The 18,726-nt window shown below is 59.9% G+C and carries 13 protein-coding genes and 11 pseudogenes; 16 read left to right on the plus strand and 8 right to left on the minus strand.

Going from position 1 to position 18,726, the window contains the following annotated elements:
- Nucleotides 1–223 precede the first annotated feature (223 nt).
- A pseudogene (locus tag HF916_RS03620) lies at nt 224–801 on the minus strand (recombinase family protein).
- Nucleotides 802–810: 9 nt separating this feature from the next.
- Nucleotides 811–1,026, minus strand: coding sequence for a hypothetical protein (locus HF916_RS03625; protein WP_168787842.1), 216 nt, complete (start codon nt 1,024–1,026; stop codon nt 811–813).
- Between the two features lie 425 nt (nt 1,027–1,451).
- On the opposite strand from HF916_RS03625, the gene HF916_RS03630 reads away from it, so the two are divergent.
- The gene (locus tag HF916_RS03630; RefSeq protein ID WP_168787843.1) at nt 1,452–1,772 is read left to right on the plus strand and encodes a DUF4148 domain-containing protein; all 321 of its coding nucleotides are present in this window, start codon (nt 1,452–1,454) and stop codon (nt 1,770–1,772) included.
- 538 nt (nt 1,773–2,310) lie between these two features.
- On the opposite strand, the gene ltrA is transcribed toward HF916_RS03630, so the two are convergent.
- Nucleotides 2,311–3,615, minus strand: a complete 1,305-nt coding sequence (ltrA, locus tag HF916_RS03635; RefSeq protein WP_168787844.1) for a group II intron reverse transcriptase/maturase — start codon at nt 3,613–3,615, stop codon at nt 2,311–2,313.
- Between the two features lie 596 nt (nt 3,616–4,211).
- On the opposite strand from ltrA, the pseudogene HF916_RS03640 reads away from it, so the two are divergent.
- Nucleotides 4,212–5,501, plus strand: a pseudogene (locus HF916_RS03640) (IS701 family transposase); the annotation flags it as partial.
- Between the two features lie 258 nt (nt 5,502–5,759).
- Here HF916_RS03640 and HF916_RS03645 read toward each other — a convergent pair.
- On the minus strand, nt 5,760–6,692 hold the full coding sequence (locus HF916_RS03645) for a LysR family transcriptional regulator (protein ID WP_168787845.1): 933 nt from the start codon (nt 6,690–6,692) through the stop codon (nt 5,760–5,762).
- Between the two features lie 106 nt (nt 6,693–6,798).
- Here HF916_RS03645 and HF916_RS50280 point away from each other — a divergent pair, with 106 nt between their 5' ends.
- The 6 genes and pseudogenes from HF916_RS50280 to HF916_RS51890 all read left to right on the plus strand — a co-directional run.
- Nucleotides 6,799–7,038: an NAD(P)-binding domain-containing protein gene (locus HF916_RS50280; protein ID WP_240975338.1), complete on the plus strand. Its 240-nt coding sequence runs from the start codon at nt 6,799–6,801 to the stop codon at nt 7,036–7,038.
- Between the two features lie 47 nt (nt 7,039–7,085).
- Nucleotides 7,086–7,427: an NADPH-dependent F420 reductase gene (locus HF916_RS50285; RefSeq protein ID WP_240975339.1), complete on the plus strand. Its 342-nt coding sequence runs from the start codon at nt 7,086–7,088 to the stop codon at nt 7,425–7,427.
- A 20-nt stretch (nt 7,428–7,447) separates the two neighbouring features.
- Nucleotides 7,448–8,141 (plus strand): annotated as a pseudogene (locus tag HF916_RS03655) (alpha/beta hydrolase).
- On the plus strand, nt 8,138–8,542 hold the full coding sequence (locus HF916_RS03660) for a DoxX family protein (RefSeq protein WP_168787846.1): 405 nt from the start codon (nt 8,138–8,140) through the stop codon (nt 8,540–8,542). Before HF916_RS03655 ends, HF916_RS03660 begins: the two are co-directional and overlap by 4 nt.
- 34 nt (nt 8,543–8,576) lie before the next feature.
- Nucleotides 8,577–9,629: an LLM class flavin-dependent oxidoreductase gene (locus HF916_RS03665; protein WP_168787847.1), complete on the plus strand. Its 1,053-nt coding sequence runs from the start codon at nt 8,577–8,579 to the stop codon at nt 9,627–9,629.
- A 447-nt stretch (nt 9,630–10,076) separates the two neighbouring features.
- Nucleotides 10,077–10,238: pseudogene (locus HF916_RS51890) on the plus strand (zinc-finger-containing protein); the annotation flags it as partial.
- A gap of 7 nt (nt 10,239–10,245) precedes the next feature.
- On the opposite strand, the pseudogene HF916_RS03670 reads toward HF916_RS51890, so the two are convergent.
- Both HF916_RS03670 and HF916_RS03675 read right to left on the minus strand, forming a co-directional pair.
- Nucleotides 10,246–10,710 (minus strand): annotated as a pseudogene (locus HF916_RS03670) (transposase); the annotation flags it as partial.
- Between the two features lie 235 nt (nt 10,711–10,945).
- Nucleotides 10,946–12,214 (minus strand): IS256 family transposase, encoded by a 1,269-nt coding sequence (locus tag HF916_RS03675; protein WP_168787787.1) that lies wholly within the window; start codon nt 12,212–12,214, stop codon nt 10,946–10,948.
- Between the two features lie 207 nt (nt 12,215–12,421).
- Between HF916_RS03675 and HF916_RS03680 the strand changes: the two genes are divergently transcribed.
- The 3 genes and pseudogenes from HF916_RS03680 to HF916_RS03685 all read left to right on the plus strand — a co-directional run bounded on the left by HF916_RS03680 (nt 12,422) and on the right by HF916_RS03685 (nt 13,819).
- The gene (locus HF916_RS03680; protein WP_168787848.1) at nt 12,422–13,240 is read left to right on the plus strand and encodes a DODA-type extradiol aromatic ring-opening family dioxygenase; all 819 of its coding nucleotides are present in this window, start codon (nt 12,422–12,424) and stop codon (nt 13,238–13,240) included.
- 72 nt (nt 13,241–13,312) lie between these two features.
- Nucleotides 13,313–13,393, plus strand: a pseudogene (locus tag HF916_RS49750) (IS6 family transposase); the annotation flags it as partial.
- Nucleotides 13,394–13,399: 6 nt separating this feature from the next.
- Entirely contained in the window at nt 13,400–13,819 is a 420-nt protein-coding gene (locus tag HF916_RS03685) for a hypothetical protein (protein WP_168787849.1), read from the plus strand.
- A gap of 504 nt (nt 13,820–14,323) precedes the next feature.
- On the opposite strand, the pseudogene HF916_RS50295 reads toward HF916_RS03685, so the two are convergent.
- A pseudogene (locus HF916_RS50295) lies at nt 14,324–14,570 on the minus strand (DNA-binding transcriptional regulator); the annotation flags it as partial.
- A gap of 63 nt (nt 14,571–14,633) precedes the next feature.
- Between HF916_RS50295 and HF916_RS03690 the strand changes: the two are divergent.
- From HF916_RS03690 to HF916_RS03710, 5 genes and pseudogenes are all read left to right on the plus strand, one after another.
- Nucleotides 14,634–14,759, plus strand: a pseudogene (locus tag HF916_RS03690) (IS6 family transposase); the annotation flags it as partial.
- Nucleotides 14,760–14,886: 127 nt separating this feature from the next.
- A pseudogene (locus tag HF916_RS03695) lies at nt 14,887–15,615 on the plus strand (IS110 family transposase); the annotation flags it as partial.
- Nucleotides 15,616–15,767: 152 nt separating this feature from the next.
- Complete coding sequence (locus HF916_RS03700; RefSeq protein WP_168787774.1) at nt 15,768–16,994, plus strand: ISL3 family transposase; 1,227 nt, start codon at nt 15,768–15,770, stop codon at nt 16,992–16,994.
- A gap of 18 nt (nt 16,995–17,012) precedes the next feature.
- A pseudogene (locus HF916_RS03705) lies at nt 17,013–17,324 on the plus strand (transposase); the annotation flags it as partial.
- Between the two features lie 278 nt (nt 17,325–17,602).
- A pseudogene (locus HF916_RS03710) lies at nt 17,603–18,184 on the plus strand (IS6 family transposase); the annotation flags it as partial.
- Here HF916_RS03710 and HF916_RS51895 read toward each other — a convergent pair.
- Entirely contained in the window at nt 18,096–18,530 is a 435-nt protein-coding gene (locus HF916_RS51895; RefSeq protein ID WP_168787850.1) for a helix-turn-helix domain-containing protein, read from the minus strand. The pseudogene HF916_RS03710 and the gene HF916_RS51895 overlap by 89 nt on opposite strands.
- Nucleotides 18,531–18,726 lie beyond the last annotated feature (196 nt).

Here is an 18,726-nt window from a genome sequence, read left to right on the forward strand (position 1 = left end):
GTATAGGGATTGACGAGAGGCGCGCCGAAGTCCGACTGTGTCCAAGGCTACGCCAGAGTAAATACCACAGTCTCGCAGTCGGCGATGTGCATGAAGCTTAGAATAAGCCGGTACGCCTGGTTTACCGATTGTTATCCGGTTCGCGCCCGCCTCCGTTCAATGGGCTGTGAATGATGCCCTCCTGCTTATAGACGACGCTCATTGTTTGGTCTCTGTGGTGTCGTTATTGCCCGGCTTTTCTGCGGAGACGCTGGATGGTCGCGCGGCTGGTTTTGAATTCTCGCGCGATCTGCGAGAGCGGCACGCCGTTGAGAAGCTTCTTCATTGCGTCGGCCTGACCGGCGTCGGTAAGTGCGGGCCTGCGGCCCAGCTGCGTCCCCTCGGCGCGTGCGAGTCCAGCCTGAGTGCGCTCGATGAGCAGATCCCTTTCAAATTCGGCGACGGCGGACAACACCTGCATCGTCATACGGCCCGCTGGCGAGCCCAGGTCGACGCCGTCAAGGGCGAAACAGTAGACGCGCATACCGTCGTCGGCCCGGCGCCCGACAGTCGTCCGCGCACATCGATCGCGTTGCGTCCGAGTCTATCCAGCCTGGTCACGATCAGGACGTCTCCCTCCTCGAGGCGATCGGGCAGCCTGGCGAATCCCCTGCGCTCGACGGCGGCGACGGATCCGGAAACGCCCCCGGTGACGATGCGCCGCCTGTTGATGGCAAACCCGGCGCTCTGGATCTCGATCACCTGGTTGTCGGTTGTTTGATCGGGGGTGCTCACGCGACAGTAGGCGAAGGTGCGGGAGATTGCGATGTCTCAGTGCTTGATGTTGTGAGTGCTGGCCCATTCGACATGGAAGATGGCGATTGCCAGGGCTCGAGCTGCGGTGTCGAATGGTGCGCGGTGCTTGATGCCGCTTTCGAGGTCGACGACAAAGTCCCGCAGGTCCTGCGTCCCGTCGCGAAGTGCAGTCAGATAAATCGCTGCAGCGCCTTTGACCTTTGCGCGGATGACAATCTCGGGTTGAACCATGTTGTTTCGTCCTGGTGGGTGCTCGGAATCGGCGATCGGAATATAGCGGGCGCTCGAAATACGGCAACGCTTATTTTCGATCCCCCTTGTTTTGACGGGCTCGAAACCGGTCGTTTTCGGACGATCAACGTGCGCTCATTCGTGCATGTGACAACGCGCCGCATCATCGCCTCGCGAATCAGGGTTTATACTTATTCTCGTCTCCTCCATGTCTCCTCGGAATATGGATTAAGCCCGCCCTTGTTGGCGGGCTTTTTTTTTAGGCGGCTGCCACCCGCGAAAATCAGGGTTTACCCAAATCCTGCAACAATCTCCTCCAGACATTGGCCTTAATCTTAAGCGTCTGCTTATCTAGACTGTAGTCATGGTTACGAACAAGGTGTTCGTAACAAGACAAGACAAGACCAAATCTGGAGGTAAGTATCATGAAGTCGCTTGTTCAAGCCATTGTCGTTGCCGCTGCCCTTGCAGCTCCGGTTGCCGTGTTCGCCCAATCGAACCAGCCGGTGACCCGTGCGCAGGTGCGCGCTGAACTGGTCCAGCTCGAACAGGCCGGTTATCACGTCGGTGACGGCGACAACGCACACTATCCCGACGCAATTCAGGCTGCCGAAGGCAAGGTGGCTGCACAGAACGGCGCAGCAAGTGGTTACGGCGGCGTCATGAGTGGTTCGTCGGCATCGGGCGCACCCACAGTTCGCCCTGCTGCCAACGACGGCATGAAGCCGATCTACTTCGGCAATTAAACCGTCACGTTGGCGAGCCGCTGGTGCCCTACCGGGTCGCTGGGCATCGCCCTCCAGGCGCGCAGTACCGCTGCGCGCTACATTCAAGAACTGGCAGCAACTGGCTCGCTACCGCGGTCAAATCCGCGAGCGCGCCAATTTCATTTCGAATACCTCCGCCATCGGGCTCCCGATGGCTTCGCCTGGACCTTCACGGTCTGGGCGCTTTTTCTCACCCTAACAAACATCAGGCGATTACCCATAGGGCGTCTTCCCTGTCAACTGGTTGCCAGTTTCGTGGCTCGCGGCATCGAAGGGTGCCGGCGACATTCACGAACCTGTGAAGCAGGATGGATAGTTAAACGAAATGGCGCTAATCTTGTAGGGTCGAGAACTGGCGCGCGCACGTTAGGCTCCGGTGGCAGTTCCACTGCTTTCGCAGTGGGCCTCAGTCCGGCTGCCGTGGCCACGTTTCCAGCTCCCGCCTCATCGAACGCAGCGGGCCGTTTTCCGGCACTACGCTCTCCTGCCTGCTTCATGTCAACGCTTATGGGACCTATCATGCCGGGGACGCTTTCGACGCGGTCTGGTAGCGAACCTTGTAGCCATTGAATAGCTTCAGTTCGCGATACAGCCACCGCTTACTCCACGTCTCCCAGCCGAAGCCCTGTCGTTGCCGGGATCGCTGAATGTGACGCCTGACCTTCTTTTCCACCCGGTCTTTCACGAAGCTGAAGCACTCACTGGAATGTCCAATAGCAAAGTAGTTCACCCAGCCACGTAGCACCGGGTTGATCAATTCGACAACACGGCCCACCGGCTGCGACCTATATCGCCTGAACACATCCTTGAGCTTTCGCAGTAACGCCGTTCGCTTCTTCAGCTTGGGCGTGTACTGCGGTCGCCACACCTTGTTCCGGATGCTTCGGATGCGACGGAAGTCGAAACCCAGAAAGCCGAAGCTCTCTCCACATGCCAGATTCACAGTGCGGCTCTTCTCTTCATTGACTTCGACCTGCAGTTTGGCAAATTCCTCCCGAAGGCGTCGGGTGACGGCCCCGAGCAACCACGCATGACGCGGATCGGCATAGATAAGCACGACAAGATCATCAGCAAAACGGGCATACTCGACGTAGGTGTACTTCCCGTTGCGCGTGGTTTCTTTCGCTCTCTCCAGCATTTGATCCACCTCTGTGAGATAGATATTGCTGAGTAGCGGCGAAATTACCCCGCCCTGCGGAACGCCTTGTTTGCCCGATGCAGTCAGCATCAGCTTTAGCAGATGCATTACATCCCGATCATTGATCCGCCGCGCCACCTTGTCGAGCAGCAGGTGATGCCGCACGGTGTCAAAGTAGGCGCGTAGATCCAGATCTATGACCTGTGTTTTCGCCTGCACGATCGCCGTTGCCACTCGCTGCACCGCTTCATGTGCGGTCCTCTTGGGACGATAGCCATACGACCCCGGCTGGAAATCTGCCTCGAATATCGGCTCCAGTATCAGCTTGAGCGCACCCTGAACCACTCGATCACGGATAGCGGGTATCGATAGGACGCGGAATTTCCCCCCGTCCTTGGGTATCTCCCTCCTCCGTGCCGGCAGTGGCCGGTAGGTACGTTCAACCAGTTCGACCCGTATCTGCTCCACGAACGCCTCCACGCCCTGCGCCTCGATGACCTCGAACGTCACGCCGTCAATGCCCGGCGCGCCGTTGTTGAGTCTGGCCAACTCGTACGCTTCGCGTAGTGTTTCCATCTTGCAGACATGGACGTACAAACCCCAGAAACGCCAGGACGGTTCAGCCTTCGCCTTGACGTATAGTCCCCGCCTCAGGTCCTGCAAACTAACGGACGTCTTTGTCATCTCGTCCTTGCCTCCCATGTTGTTGAGGACGTTACAAACAGCAGGGCCCCTTCGCTCCATCGGCGTTACCCGACTTCATAGCTACTACGGACCCATCCGCCACCCTCTCGCCTTCGATCCACTTCCCGGGTTCTCCGGTTATAGGACCTACCTTGCTCCGGCGATTTCCCACCGGGACGAGGAGGGCTTCTCCAGTTGCTTAGCATGTCCTTGTCATCGTGCCGTCGCTTACACCCCGCCGAAGTGAAGTAGCCGTGTCGGTCAGATTTCGGCTACCCATGCTGCCTTCGCCTACACAGTGAGGGCTCGGCCTTCGGGCCTAATTATTTTCGAGGCCACATCCGCGTTCACTTTCGTTACGGCCCGACGACTCGCGCGGCCCCCAAGGGGCCGTCTGTCGATAGGCTTCAGAGTCTTGGTTTCCCGCCACCCTGCTATTCAAGCTACGGGGCGCCTGACTTTTACCCCGGCAGGACTGGCTCCTGCTGAACATGCCAGCCTTGGCTGGACGCACACTGTGTCATAAAATTAACAATGGCGATGTTGCTGTGTTTGCCTGCATATAATGAGGATACCCAGGCATAGAGCGAGAAGCAATGGACGCACAAATGCGTTTTGAGCAGTACATTGAGCATCTGGCTGGCGGCCTGGGTCATGCGGATCGCCACTCAGGACTGAGGGCGTACTGCACAGGCCTGATGTTGCCGTTGACGCGCAAGAGCGTCGAGCCGATGGCCGCAAGCGTGGATCCGCTTCACGCCAGCGCCCGGCATCAGGCTTTGCACCACTTTGTGGCCAAAGCCGACTGGTCGGACGACGAGCTACTTCTCCGGGTCAGCCAGTGGGTCGTGCCGCGGATGGATTTTTCCGGCGGCGGCTTCTGGATTGTGGACGACACGGGATTTCCAAAGAAGGGCCGCCATTCCGTAGGTGTGGCGCGTCAATAGTGCGGGGTGCTGGGGAAACAGGATAATTGCCAGGTCGCGGTCAGTGTGTCACTGGCCTGCGAGCAGGCCAGCATTCCGGTTGCGTGGCAGCTCTATGTGCCGCGTGAATGGGCAGAGGACGATGAGCGGCGCGAGAAAGCCGGCATTCCCGCGCAGATCGGGTTTGAGACGAAGGCGCAGATTGCATTGCGACAGATTGAGGCCCTGCTGGCTGCCGGTGCGCCCCGACATTGCGTACTGGCCGATGCAGGCTATGGAATAGATAACGCCTTCCGGCAACGTCTGGACGATCTGGGCTTGTCTTATGTGGTCGGCATCACATCGGCTCTCGTGGTCTGGCCGCCGGGCGTCGAACCATTGCCGCCCAAACCGTATGGCGGCATGGGCCGCCCGCCCGTGGTACCGCGCCGCACACGCGCCCGACAGCCGGTGAACGTGAAGGACCTGGCGCATTCACTGCCTGCTACTGCCTTCACCACGCTCAGTTGGCGGGAGGGTTCGAACGAAACACTCAGCGGACGTTTCGCCGCGGTGCGCGTGCGTCACGCGGGCGGCAATACCGGCAACGCGAGATTGCGCCCCGAGCAATGGCTGCTCATCGAGTGGCCCGCCGGCGACGCTGACCCGCTGAAATACTATCTGTCCAACCTGCCGGCTGATACTGCGCTGGAGCAACTTGTGGCGCATGCACACATGCGTTGGCGTATCGAACTTGATTACCAGGATCTGAAGCAGGAGCTGGGGCTGGGACACTACGAAGGCCGGGGATGGCGTGGGTTTCACCACCACGCTGCACTGGCGATCGCGGCCTACGGGTTCCTGCTCTCAGAGCGTCTCGCTACCGGTACCCCGGTCAGCGCCAAAAAAAACTTCGCAGCACGCCAGACACCTGCAGTTCCCGACGATTACATTGCGCGGGGAAGTCCGGCGCGCACAGCGCCACACGGCTGACTCGATTGCCACCATCCGCTACGAACTTACGGTCCGACTGGTCGCGGGGCTCGACGCGTGTCCATGCTGCCAAAGTCTGGGAAGACGTCTTTATTTTATGGCACAGTAAGACTAACTGGCCTCTTAGCAATATGCTCCATGCCGATTGCGTTGGCTGGTTTTCCCGCCATTTATCGCTGAAGATCACAGTGCAACTCCCCGGGGCTAATTACCACCAAGCAATCTTCGTGATTCCGGCACACCGTATCATCGACGACGACCGGAGCGCGCAGGCGCAACGGCGACTTCCCACGGCGGTCTCTTAAACGCCTCTACAAGAAAATCGACGAGGCACCGGACTTTCAGCGGCAGTTGCTTGCGGCTCGGATAGACGGCATAGATTCCCAGCTTGCGCGAGCGGTATTCCGGCAGCACCTTGATCAGGTTGCCCCGCCTCAGATCGTCCGACACCATAAAGCTCGGCTGCAGGATAATGCCCGCGTCGCCGAGCGCCATCGCGCGGCAAGTATCGCCGTTATTCGAATAGACGCGTGCCCGCGTGCGGACGACGGCCTCTCCGTCCGGGCCTTCGAATCGCCATTCGTCCTTGCCAGATAGCCCGGTGTAAGCCAACACGCGATGTTGCGCGAGGTCTCCCGGATGCTCAGGCGCGCCGTAATGCGCCAGATAGCCCGGCGAAGCACACGCCAGCATCTCCGTCGTCGCCAGTTTTCGGCTGACCAGCGACGAGTCTGGCAGCGAACTGATGCGCACGGCGAGGTCGTAGCCCTCGTCGACAAGGTCGACAAGCCGGTCGTTGAGCGCGACATCGAGATCGATCTGCGGATACGCCGCCATGAATCGCCCCCAAAGCGGCGCAAGATGGGACACGCCGAAACTCAGCGGAACGTTCACGCGGATCAACCCGCTCGGCGCCTGCGTTCGCAAACTGACCTCCGCCTCGGCATCATCCATCGCGGTCAGGATGTCGCGGGCGCGCTGGTAGAAGATGCGCCCCTCCTCAGTCAACGACAGCCGTCGCGTGGTCCGGTGCAGCAGGCGCACGTCGATGCGCTGCTCCAGCGCATCGACATATCTCGACACCGCGGTCTTCGAGATCCGAAGCGTATCGGCGGCGGCCACAAAGCTGCCCGCATCAACGACGGCCGCGAAGGCGGCCATTTCCATGCTTCTGTCCATTGATTGACCCTATTTTCGGGATTATTAATCCTCGATAGCGCAGTTTATCGCGCTTTTGGTTGTCAATAGAATGGCCTCATTCCATCGCACATTTGAGGAGTGAAGCATGAAGATCACAGTCATCGGCACGGGCAATATGGGCTCGGCGTTTCTCAAGCAACTGTCGCAGGCAGGCCACACGGTGCGTGTTACCGGCCGCGACGCGGCCAAGGCGCAAGCAGTCGCCGCGCAATATCCGGGCGTCGAAGCCGTCGCCTCTGCGGACGCGGCGAGCGAGAGCGATGTCGTCATCCTCGCGACCGGCTACGCGACGCCGTCGAAGCGCTGCGCTCCGTCGGCGACCTGAGTGGGAAAGCCGTTGTCGATATCACCAATCCGCTGACCGCTGACTACATGGGCCTCACCCTCGGCCACGACACTTCGGCCGCGGAAGAAATCGCGCGTGCCGTGCCGGACGCCCAGATCGTGAAGGCATTCAATACCCTCTTCGCGCAGGTGCTCGCCGATGGCCCAGTGTTCGCCAACGGCCAGCGCGCCAGCGTGTTCTTCGCAGGTGACGGTACGGCCGCCACGGCGCGCGTGAAGTCGCTGATCGACAGCCTCGGCTTCCAGCCCGTCGATGCAGGCGGCTTGAAGAACGCGCGTTATCTGGAGCCGCTTGCCGGCCTGAACATCTACCTCGGCTACGGCGCGGGCATGGGCACGTCCGTCGCCCCAGCGTGGATCGCGAAGTAACCGGACGCACAGGGGCACTTATGGACAGCACGCAACACGACGACGCCTCCGGTCTCCCGTACCGGGTGCGCGCAGCGAACGGCCGCCCGGTCGCTCGCCTCTTCCTTCTGCATGGCGTGGGGCGGAAATGAAACGAATCTGATGCCGCTCGCGAGCGAATTGCCCGAGCAACTCGAGCTCGTGTTCGTGCGCGGGCCGCTCACGCTCGGCCCCGGACAACACGCGTGGTTTCAGGTGCGCTTCGGCGCCGACGGCCCCGTCATCAATGCAGATCAGGCCAACGCGAGCCGCATTCGCCTGCGCGACCTGGTTTGCTCGATGCGCAAAACCGACGGATCCGAGCCCGTTCCCTCGCTGATGGCTGGCTTCAGCCAGGGCGGCATCCTCAGCGCCAGCGTGGCGCTCTCGGCGCCCGACGACGTCGCGCGCTTTGCAATCCTGAGCGGACGCATTCTGCCGGAGCTCGAGCTACATCTCGCGGTGCGCGAAAAGCTCGCGCAGGTTTCGGCTTTCATTGCGCATGGCGAGTACGACGACAAGCTGCGCGTCGCATTCGCCGGGCATGCCGATGCGTGGTTGACCGCGCTCGGCGTGCCGCACGAAACGCGCCTTTACCCCATCGGTCATTCGCTGAGCGCGGACGTCGTACGGGATTTTTCGCGCTGGCTAAAACAGCAGATCAACATCGACCAACCCGAACTCGAGGTTTCATGAGCGACACCCACACCGCACCCTATGCAGCATTCGTGCTGCGTCTCGCACTCGGCATCATGTTCGCGACGCATGGCCTGACCAAGCTGCTCGTCTTTACGCCGGCCGGCACGGCGAAGTTCTTCGAGTCCGTCGGCTTTGCCGGCTGGTTCGCCTGGCCAATCATCGCGTTTGAAATCGTCGCCGGCTTGATGCTGCTCCTCGGCGTCTACGCGAGGTCGGTCGCGGCGCTGGCCGCTATCGAGTTGTTCGCCGCCGCTACCGTGCACTTCGGCAACGGCTGGATGTTCACCAACGCAAACGGCGGCTGGGAATATCCCGTGTTTCTCGCGGTGGCCGCCGCCGTGCTCGCACTCGCCGGCGATGGCGCCTTCGCGCTGAAGCCGACGCTGCGTAGCGCCTGATGGCAACGTCATGACGACAATCGGGGAAGCAAACATGGAATTTGGCATCTACACGTTCGGTGATCTCGCGTACGGCACGTCCGATCCGGCGAGCGCGCGCAGACGCATCGATGAGATCGTCGCGGCGGCGAAGTTCGCTGACGAAGCGGGCATCGATGTGTTTGGTGTCGGCGAGCATCACCGGCGCGATTTCGCTATCTCGGCGCCGTCCGTGGTCCTGGCCGCGATTGCGGCCGTCACGCGTCGCATGCGCCTGACGAGTGCCGTGAGCATTCTCAGCTCCGACGATCCAGTGCGCCTGTACCAGCAATTCGCCACGCTGGACCTCGTCTCGGTGGGCCGCGCCGAATTGCTCGTCGGTCGCGGCGCGTATATCGAATCGTTTCCGCTGTTCGGCCATGCGCTCGCTGATTATGAGTCGCTGTTCGACGAAAAACTCGCGCTGCTCAACGCCATCAACGACGAGGCGGTCGTGACATGGGAAGGCCGCCACCGCCCCGCCATTAACGCGGCCGCGATCATGCCGCGACCATTGAAAGGCCGTCTCCCGATCTGGATCGCAGCGGGCGGCACGCCCTCGAGCGCGATCCGCGCCGGGCGTGCGGGCCTGCCGCTCAATCTCGCGAATATCGGCGGCATGCCGGAGCGCTTCGTGCCGTTCATCGATTTGTATCGCCAAAGCGGTATCGAAGCCGGGCATCGGCGGGAAACACTGAAAGTGGCCATTTCCGGACACTTTCATGTACAGCGTGACGGCCAGCGGGCGCGTGACGCATTCTTTCCGTACTACCGCCGCTACATGGCCAACAATCTGCCGCGCGGCCACGCTGAAATGTCGAGGCAGGAATACGACGCGCTCGCGTCGCCGCGCGGCCCGCTGTTCGTGGGTAGCGTGCAGGAAATCGTCGACAAGGTGCTAATGGAACACGAGCTGTTTGGCCATCAGCGCTACATGGCGCAGATGGACATTGGCGGCATCCCCTTCGAGAAAGTCAGGGAATCGATAGAGTTGCTGGCCACGAAGGTCGCGCCTGCGGTGCGGCAAGCGCTTCACCAAACATCAACCGTCAGCTCATCCTCTCCGTAGGCCGGTCCGACGGTAAGGCGAGCACCGGCCAGTTGACGCCTTGGCCACTGACATCCGGTCGAACAACCGGATAAGGTGAGAGCGGTCGTTGGCACGCCGGCGAATCGAATAACGGCAACGGGTCGATGTTGTTGAAAAAGTCGCCGTTGGTCTCTCTTGCGAAGTTTTCAGGGGTCTTCATACCCTTGACCGATGGTCGCTAGCGGCTTGCAGGGCGATCTGAGAGGTCGATTTTTGCGCGAGCGAACGGAAAAAATCACGAAGCGACTTTTTCAACAGCATCGGTCGACAAGAGGCGGTCGTGCCTGCCCTGCAGCGGCCATTCATCAAACCCGCATTGAGGTAGGGACGCACTGTCTCCGTTATAAATCGTCGCGAAAATGGCAAAGCTTCCGCGTGCCGACGATAACGGATAATGTAATCCGCATTCAGACAGAAAGAGTACCCGTGCGTGTAGGTCGCCCGATCAAGGCGTTACCTCAGCCGTTATGCGATTATTGCGGCGCTCGCGCCGCGCTCGTGAAATGCAGTGTGGCGTCGTATCCCTACCACGAGGACCACGGTGCGTTATGGGTCTGCACACCGTGTCAGGCGTGGATCGGCGCCTGGCGATCACTGGCTTGATGCCGCGCACGCCGCGACTCGGCGGGATCGCGTCGATAAGTGGCAGCAACTGGGTGACGTCGTTGCGATTCGCACCGGTCAGGATCGCGCTGACAGAAACGCCATTGGCGTCTACGAGGATGTGGTGTTTGGAACCGAATCGCGCGCGATCCGTGGGGTTCGGACCAGACGACGAATCGACCGCAGCACGAGAGAAGTCGATCTGACCGGCCTCGCGCAACCTTGCGAGCAGCAAGTCGTGCAGACGGTCCAACACACCAGCTTTTTTCCAGTCGTGCAATCGACGCCAGGACGTTGCGCCGGAGCTAGAGCCCTATCGGGTTGGCAAGTGGTTCCAGCGCAGTCCTGTCTTGAACATGAACAGGATGCCGTCCAGCGCCGCCCGATCCGATACGGGAAGGCGGCGCGGATTCTTCCTGCGTTGTGGTTTCGGTGACGGCAGCAACGGCGCGATCAGTGTCTACAATTCGTCGTCGATGATCGGCGCTTGCATTCCTTGGGATCCGTTGTTCTGGTATCCAGGGTTAATAGTTCGCCAAGAAAGTAGGCAGCCCTTCGTGCTCTTTTTGAACTGGGGTTTTCCTGACGGACCCGGACCGATAAACGCCCCGTTGCAAAGCGCACTGATCTTCCGCGCTGAATCTACGCGTCCCGAGTTAAAGTCAAATGTGGTGTACGGGCGGCAGGCATGATCAGGCGGCCAACGGTTGCTGGGCCGGTGTGCTGTCGGTCACCGGTACGCCATCCTTGAAAGGGATTCCTTCAAGCAGCGAGGCGATCTTCTCTGGTGCGCGAATGCGTCGCCACGATTGCTCGGCCGACTCGATCAGCTTGAATGCCAGACCGAGAAAGGTCGCTCGCGAAACACAATTGCGCGTGCGCGTCGTGCGATGCCGGACGGTTGCAAACGTCGATTCAATGGGGTTTGTGGTCCGCAAGTGCTGCCAGTGCTCCCCGGGAAAATCGTAGAAGGCCAGCAACTCATTGCGATCGTTTGTGAGCTTCCCGGCGGCTTTCGGATATTTGGCCGAATAGACGTCGACGAAACGGTTGAAGGCCGCGAGCGCGTCTTCGCGCGTGGCGGCTTGCCAGATTTCCTGTAGTCCTTCCTTGGCCCGGCTGTGCTGCGATTTCGGTAATGCGTTGAGCACGTTGCCGGTCTTGTGAAACCAGCAGCGCTGGTGCCGCGTCTGCGGGAACACTTCGGCCAATGCTGCCCACAACCCCATGGCACCGTCCCCGCTTGCCAGCATCGGGCCGCCTTGCAGGCCACGCGCCTTCAGATCAAGCAACACGTCGCGCCACGCGTCCTTCGATTCGCGATAGCCGTCGGCGATCGCCACGCGCTCCTTCGTTCCGTCCGGCTTCACGCCGATGATCACCAGCAGGCACTGGCCCTCGGAATCGTCGCTGCGCAGTCCGGTATGAATGCCGTCAGCCCACCAGTAGACCCAGCGCGCGTCTGCTAGGTCGCGTCGGTTCCATAACAGGTGCTCCTCGGCCCATTGCGCCTTCAGGCGGCTGACTACGTTCGGCGAAAGCCCTTTCGCCTGCTCGCCCAGCAGCACGCTGAGCGCCTCACTCATGTTGCCGGTCGACACGCCGCGCAGGTAGAGCCACGGCAGCGCCGCCGACACCCGTGGTGACTTGCGGATGTAGGGCGGCACAATGTTCGAATTGAACTTCACGCCCGAGCCTGAGCGGTCGCGTACCTTCGGCACTTTGACTGGGACCGGACCGATCGCCGTGACGACCTCACGCTCCGGCAGATAGCCGTTGCGCACCACGGCGCGCCGGCCGTCGAGTGTCTTCACGTTCCCGTACTGTTCGAGCAATGTTGCCAATTCTGCCTCGATCGCCTGCTGGATGATCTGTCGCGCGCCTTGCTGGATCAGCTCATCAAGGCTACCAACGCTTGCTGCTGCTTTACCGTCGTTCGTTTCTTCCGTAAACTTCTTCATGGTGGTGGATTCCGGTTCGCTGGTTCGTTACTCTCGACAAGCAACATTCTCAGCTAACCGCCGCCGCCTTCTCAAATCCCCGACTCATCCCCGTACACCACTTCTGACGATAACTCACGCGTCCCCGAATCTACCGTTAGACTGTTGCGAAAGACAAGAACACGCGACACCCAACCCGTAAGCCAACTCATTCAGGCCGGTTAATCCATGAATACCACGAAACGATTGCCCACGTTCTTCATTTCCCATGGCGGCGGCCCGTGGCCATGGATGCATGGAATGGTCGACGGCCCCTACGCGCGACTGGCTGCGGCCCTACGGCGCATGCCGAAAGACGCAGGAGGCGCGCCGCGCGCCGTTTTGATGGTGTCGGCGCACTGGGAGGCGCCGGCCTTCACCGTGCAGACTCACCCACACCCGCCCATGATCTACGACTACTATGGGTTCCCAGAACACACCTACGGGATTCAGTACGCCGCTCCGGGAGCGCCAGCGCTTGCGACTCGCGTAACCGAACTGCTGCGTGATGCGGGACTGCCAGTCACCGTCGACGCGCAAAGAGGCTACGACCACGGCATGTACGCACCGATGGAAGTTGCGTACCCGAATGCGGATATGCCAACGGTTCAGCTCTCACTTCTGGCCGGACTGGACCCACAAGCGCATATCGAATTGGGGCGCGCACTGGCACCGCTGCGCGACGAAGGAGTCCTGCTGGTCGGTAGTGGCCTGAGTTACCACAACTTACGGGCGTTCGGCCCAGCGGCTACGCAACCCTCCGCCACGTTCGACGCCTGGCTGCATCGGACGATCGCGTTACCTCCCGCCGAACGGGCCGCGGCACTGACAAGATGGGCAGATGCGCCTTCCGCACGGCAAGCGCATCCGCGAGAAGAACATCTGCTGCCATTAATGTTCGCCATCGGCGCCGCGGAGCACGAAGCCGCCCACGTGGTCTATCACGAGCCGGCGTTCATGGGCGGCGTCACCGTGTCGAGCTTCCGGTTCGGCCCATCTGCCACCTGAGCGGCCGCATTGGCGCTGTTGCAGTAGTGCGTTCCGCCATGATGTGCAGAACGACACGAAACTGAAAGCTCGATGAAGACGTTGAATCCGGCGGTGTCCCGAATGCTCAAACGCCTGCACCATCCACTCGACGTGATCCTGACCTGCGTGCGCTGATACGTGGCCTATCCGCTGAGCCTGCGGAACCTCGAAACATCCACACTGGCAACCCGTCATGCACTGTTCGCGTTTGTCGTCGATGAGCTTCATCAACGCGAGCCTGAAGATCCATCACGCATCGGCACGATGCGCGTCGCCCTGCAGAACCAGCGCGACGACCTGCTCGCCTTCGTCGGCGTGCTCGATGACAAGCTGGCCGCCATCGCACGCACGGCGGCAGTGCCGGACTATCCGGTCCGCGAGACCTGTCTGCTGCATCGCAAGCCCGACACCTCGCGCGCCTTCTGGCAACGCTGGAACCGGCTGCATGCCGCCATGGGCCGCAAGTTCTACGGGGTCTGGCGCGCGGTCTCGCAAGCCATGGAGAGCACGCCACGCAGCAGCTCGCCGGTTGACGCTGCGGTGTCATCTGAACGGTAGCCGCGCCTGGCTGGGCCTGCTGCAGTTCTACTTCAATCACCGCCGCTTCATGCGCAGCCGATCGGCAAGCGGCTCGGCAAAAGTCCGCGCGAAGCGATGACGAAGGAAGATCATTCGCACTGACTGACGCTACTCGGACTCGGACCGCTCCAGCCCCGGCAAAGTTGATCGCCTGAGGTCACAGACCTAAAACTGATTCGTATTCCATATTAATTCAGCCTGAAAATGCAGGACGAGTCAACTCTTCTGTGTAACGCAAAAAACACGGGTTTTGAACCACGCCCAGCCGCCCGTACACCACATTTGACTTTAGCGCGCGTGAGTTGCGGAAAAGTGGAAAGTCGCCGGGGGCCGAGCGCTTCGCGCCCGGCGAACCATGAAAGAAGAGAAGAAAGAAAGCGGAACGACAACAATCCGTCGGGTAACATTCCTTCGTGAGGCAACACGGCCGGACGTAGTCCTTGTCGCTGCTCAGTGCCCCAAGGACAAACCGAGCGAAGAACGCTACGTTCTCCCCGTTGATACCGCATCCGACTCCAAAGCCACCACCATTTCGCGCGCGGCGATCTGTAGCTCCGGGGACATACCGCCGTCTTGCTTCGGCCAGCGTGACCGCGCGCGAAAGAAAGACGACGTTGAGACTCGCGAGCACGCGCTCGCGTGAGACGATTGCGACTGCAACGGAGCCGATCTTGCTCTGAGCCGCCCAATCGCCGTGGTTGGAACTGAACCCATCGGTACGCACGCGTTGGAGGTTCTGTCGCAGTAAGCCGGTCTGCTATGGTGGTCGGTCCCGAGACGAGCGATGTAACGAATGATCAAGGCCCCGAACGCCGCTGTGAGCAAGGTGCTCAAGCGGCTACATTACCCGCTGGACATAATGCTGACATGCGTACGTTGGTACGTCGCCTACCCGTTGAGTCTGCGTCATCTGGAAGAATGAAATGAACGTCCCCACCCGGCACATGTGAGACGGTGAAGGGAAGTGACCCTCAAGGAGCCGACGGCACCAGAGTGCCAAAATGGAAGACCATAGAGATCTTCACAGGCGAACCAGAGGGTCCATCATGAAGCATACGACAGTAGGTGTAGATATCGCAAAGAGCGTCATCCAGTTGCACTGGGTCGAGCCAGATACTGGCGAGATCGTAAGTAGGCAGATTAAGCGGGCGGCATTTCTCGAACACTTTGCGAACCGTGCGCCGTGCCTGATCGGAATGGAAGCCTGCGGCGGGGCGCAGCACTGGGCGCGGCGGCTGATCGGGATGGGCCATCAAGTAAAGCTGATGCCGGGAAAGTTCGTCAAGGCGTTTAACATCGGCAACAAGAACGATGCAGCGGATGCGCGTGCGATCTGGATGGCTGTGCAGCAACCCGGCAAGGCCGTCGCGGTGAAGACCGAGGCGCAACAGGCGGTGCTGGCACTCCACCGGATGCGACAGCAACTGGTGAAGTTCCGCACAATGCAGATCAACAGTTTGCGCGGCTTGCTCACCGAATACGGCGAAGTGATGGGTAGAGGGCGAGTCGCATTGGACCAAGCGATGCCTGGCGTGCGGGCGAAACTGGCCGAGCGCTTGCCGGCGGTGCTGATCGACACGTTGCGCGTGCAATGGAAAGGGTTGGAAGAGCTGGACAAGCAGATTAGCGATATTGAGCGGCGCCTTCACGACTGGATGAAGCAGGACAAGGCATGCAAGGCGATCGCTGCAATACCCGGTGTGGGTCTGCTGACGGCGACGGCGGCTGTCGCGACGATGGGAGATGCGAAGTCGTTCAGATCGGGAAGAGAATTCTGCCTCTTTTGAATTTGGAGTGGGTGGGTTTGGCGGGTCAAGGGCGGGCGTGAGCCCGGCGCAGCGAACCCTTGAGGCGCAGTCACCCAGTAAGATGAGTCTTGGGTGATTGCGGCAGAATGCGGGAATCACCCATGTAAAGCCAATCAGCTATGACGAATCAATTGTTCGAATCCGCCCTCGGTATCACGGCTCCTTGGTATGTCCGAAGTGTTGACTTCGATGCTGCTCAGCGGCACCTCAACATCGCCGTTGACTTTGTTGCAGGCAGCCGGTTTGGCTATGCTGGAGTGGCCGGCGAGAATCCCGTGCACGACACGCAAATCAAGCGCCTGCGGCATCTGAATTTCTTCCAGCACGAGTGCTTCCTCGAAGTGCGGGTGCCCAGGGTGCGCCTGCCCGATGGTTCAGTGCGTTTGGTTGAGCCAGATTGGGTGGGCCAGCTCAGCGGCTTCACATTGCTGTTCGAAGCGCTCGTGCTGATGCTCGCGCAGCAGATGCCGTTCGCCGCCGTTGCACGCGCGGTCAATCTGTCGTGGCATCGAGTACATGCCATCTGTTCGCGGTATGTGGAGCTCGCACTCGCGGCGGCCGACCTGTCGGGTGTGACGGCGCTGGCGATTGACGAAACCTCGTACCGTCGCGGTCATGAGTATCTGACGCTGGTCGCCGACATGCAGGCGCGGCGGGTCGCGTTCGTCACCACAGGCAAGGATGCCAGCACGATAGAGCGCTTTGCCACGTATCTGGGCGAGCATGGCGGCTCGCCCGGGCAAGTAAGCTCGGTCAGCATCGACATGTCGCCAGCTTTCATCAAGGGCGTCAATGAACATCTCCCCGAAGCGCGAGTTACCTTTGACAAGTTCCACGTCGTCGCTCACGCGTCCAAGGCGCTCGACGCAGTACGTCGCCAGCAGCAGAAACTCGACCCTCAGCTTAAAGGCATGCGTTGGACGTTGCTGAAGGACGCCGACAAACTGAACCTCGCGCAACTCACCGACCTTGAAGCGTTGGTCAGTCAGTACACGACCAATCGCACCGCGCGAGCCTGGCTTTACCGGGAACAATTGCGCGACATTCTCGAGCGCAAACAAATCAATGTCGTCTCCGAGATGCTGCACCAGTGGTGCACGAACGTCATGCGCTCCAAGGTCGAGCCCATGAAGGATGTCGTCAGCCTGATTCGCAGACATTTCGATGGAATCGTTGCCTGGACCCAGACCCGTCAGACCAACGGTTTCATCGAGGCCATCAACGGCCTGTTTCAGGCAGCAAAGCGCAAGGCTCGTGGATATGCACGCTTTGAAACCATGCGCACGGTCTTGTTTCTCATTGCTGGAAAACTTAACTTCGCCGCGTTCAACGCGCATGCCCGCTGAGCCGCATTACCCACTGAGTTTTCAAAAGAGCCAGAATTCTCTGCGTGGCTCGGTCTGGTACCCGGACAAACGGGCTCAGGCGGGAAGGTCCAGTTACTGGGCATCAGCAAGAGAGGCGACACCTATTTACGGACGTTACTGATTCATGGCGCTCGCAGTGTGCTAGCTCACGCTACGGAACCCGGCGAATGGATTAGACAGATGGCAAAGCGGCGACCACCAAATGTGTTGACAGTAGCGCTGGCCAACAAGATGGCCCGGATGATCTGGGCCATCCTGGCTCACGATAGGCCATATCAGAAGGGCTATGTGAGCGTCAAACCGCGCTGATGGTTAGCGCTGCGTAGGAGATCAATGCTTCACACAGGACGACAGTTTAAAAGGTTGCGTTGGCAATCAGGGTGTGATGACAAAACAGGTCGGACCGGGACTCGCCAAACCTGAATCATTTCGAGAGCATCGAGCTCGTTGGAAGAATGAGGCACGAGTCAGCGGATTTCATCGGGGCCCGCAGCGAATCAGGCTGCAACAAGGCCGAATATAGAGCTGCAACCTGTCCTGTTCATCAGCACACACGAAAACCTGGCGCAAACGGGGACGTTCATATAGAAATGATGTCCGAGCGGGCAGTGTCGGTCGATCATTCGACGGTGCACCGGTGGGCTATCAAGTTGCTGCCTGCGCTCGGTAAGGCATTCGGATCGCGCAAGCAAGGGGTCGGTCGAAGTTGGCGAATGGATGAGACCTACATCAAGGTCAAAGGCGAATGGAAGTATCTGTATCGGGCCGTCGATAAGGCCGGCGACACGGTGGACTTCCTGTTCCGCGCCAAGCGGGACAAGGCCGCGGCCCGGCGCTATTTCGAAAACGCGATCGCTGGAAACGGCGTACCGGAGACGGTGACGATCGACAAGAGCGGGGCGAATCTCGCAGGGCTAAATGCGATCAATGCTGATCGAGAAGTGCCGATCAGAATTCGGCAATCGAAGTATCTGAACAACGTGGTGGAGCAGGACCATCGAGCGATCAAACGCATCGTACGGCCAATGCTAGGATTCAAGAGCTTTCGTTGCGCCCGCATCATTTTAGGCGGCATCGAACTCATGCACATGATATCGAAACGGCAGATGAAGAGTGACGATGGACAGCATCGCTCAGTCCCCGAGCAGTTCTACGATCTTGTGAAATAAGCATTCCTATTCGTTCCGCCGAGATTTTTCCTGATTTCCTTACTGCGACAGAACCGCTGATGGTCCAGGTCGGCCCCGGATAGCCGTAAAGACCTGGTGAGTGTTTGATAGCGCTAACGAGCCAGCTTTCCGAAGCATTATCCAGTCGCGGGACGCCCCCGTGGATGCGAAGGTGAGCTAGGGCCTCCGGCCCGCCCCTCTCAACCAGGTTCTTATATTTGCTCACGGTGGGAAGGCTTAGTTGAGCCACTCTTGATACTTCGCTAATCCCCACTCCTTTCAGCAGAAGCTTGACGGCAAGAGCCCTTCGGTCTGGAAGAGGGAGATCGTCTATCAGTTTGCCCATCGTCGTCGCAAATTAACGTTTATTGTGCCGCATCGCGGTCCGATATTTATACACGATCCAAACCGAATTTCGGGAAGGCTTGACGGTTTCTCGACCAGGTATGCGCCTGGAAGGTCTAACGAAAGAAATGAATCATGCCCACTGGCAATGCAACCGCATCATGCCGGACTTTGAATATCTTGAGCCGAAAGCTCTT

It is taken from the genome of Paraburkholderia aromaticivorans, from assembly GCF_012689525.1.
Taxonomy (GTDB): domain Bacteria; phylum Pseudomonadota; class Gammaproteobacteria; order Burkholderiales; family Burkholderiaceae; genus Paraburkholderia; species Paraburkholderia aromaticivorans_A.